The following is a 514-nucleotide window of genomic DNA, read 5'->3' on the forward strand; positions in this document are numbered from 1 at the left end:
GGTGCACTGCCGCTGCTGACACGCGCCTCGCTGGCAGCTGTCACGCTTATCGATCAGGTGAAGCTGTCGCCCGTGCAGCCGCAGCCAGTGCTGCTTCACGCCCCATCCCTAGCCGCCCCTGGAGCACACCGAGCCGCTGACGCCGCAGAGGCCGCGGAAGGTGGCGGTGGTGGAGGCGGTGGCGGCGGCGGCGGCGGCGGCGGCGGTGGTGGTGGTGGTGGTGGTGGTGGTGGTGGTGGTGGTGGTGGTGGTGGTGGCGGCGGCGGTGGCGGCGGCGGCGGCGGCAGGGAAGCAGGCGCTGAGCGCGCCGGGCGTGGTGGTGCGGCGTTTGGTGCCGCTGGCTCGTCAGAGTCTGCGCTGGTGCGCAAGTACCGCAACGTGGAGGCGGTGTTGGAGCCGCCCACAGACCGCTACCTTGCGGAGCTGGGGAAGTGCATTCTCATTGGTGCGCCTCTCCGCCCCGTACCTCCCGCGCGCATCCACGTGGCTGACTGCGCGGCGTGGTGCAGAGCTG

General features: G+C 72.2%; 1 protein-coding gene. It reads left to right on the top strand.

Features of this window, described 5'->3' with window-relative positions; genetic code table 11:
- Positions 1-160 precede the first annotated feature (160 nt).
- A partial coding sequence (locus ACK4SE_RS14390) for a hypothetical protein (protein ID WP_409694098.1) occupies positions 161-514 on the top strand: 354 nt, incomplete at its 3' end.

Source organism: Brevundimonas sp. (genome assembly GCF_046293315.1).
Lineage (GTDB): Bacteria > Pseudomonadota > Alphaproteobacteria > Caulobacterales > Caulobacteraceae > Brevundimonas.